Annotated in this window: 1 protein-coding gene; it reads left to right on the plus strand. The window is 57.9% G+C overall.

All coding sequences use genetic code 11. The features are described 5' to 3' along the window. Nucleotides 1-92 precede the first annotated feature (92 nt). Nucleotides 93-720, plus strand: a 628-nt coding sequence (locus tag F1609_RS33950) for an IS3 family transposase (protein WP_441294940.1), incomplete at its 3' end; no start/stop codon positions are given.

A 720-nucleotide genomic window follows, 5' to 3' on the forward strand; every position in this document is an offset into this window, starting at 1 on the left:
ATCCGGCAATTGGAGGCGGAAAATGTGCAGCTTAGACAGGATGTGACTATCTTAAAAAAGGCCTCGGCCTTCTTTGCCCGCGAAATGAAATGATGTATCAGCTCATTGTTCAACTGCAAAAGGAGGCCATCCCGGTTCAGAACAGCTGCCGCATCCTCGACGTCAGCCGGTCCGGTTTTTACGCGTCACAGCGTCGTTCCACCAAGCCAGTCGTCTGCAAGGAAACCGTGCACCTGAAGGCCTTGTTTATGGCAAGCCATCAGAGCTACGGCAGCCGTCGGTTGGTCACGGCCATGGCTGACGAAGGCTTCCAAATCGGGCGCTACAAGGTGCGCAGCTTGATGCGCAAGGCGGCCTTGAAGCCCGTCTGGAAGCGGAAATTCGTTCACACGACAGACAGCAAGCACGACCTGCCGATTGCCGCAAATGTGTTGAATCGGCAGTTCAATCCAACGGCACCGAATCTGGCTTACGTCAGCGATATCACGTACATTCGCACCGGCGCAGGATGGTTGTACCTGGCCACAGTTCTGGACCTGTACGCGCGCAAGGTGGTCGGCTGGGCCATGGCGCCGAGCATGCCTGCCAAGCTGGTCTGCGACGCGTTGAACATGGCCATTCAACAGCGGCAACCGGCACCGGGACTCGTCGTCCATTCGGACCGGGGCAGCCAGTACGCGAGCGCGCTTTACCAGGATCTGCTGGCAGAACACGGCTTCG

This window comes from Massilia aquatica (assembly GCF_011682045.1).
GTDB lineage: Bacteria > Pseudomonadota > Gammaproteobacteria > Burkholderiales > Burkholderiaceae_D > Telluria_A > Telluria_A aquatica.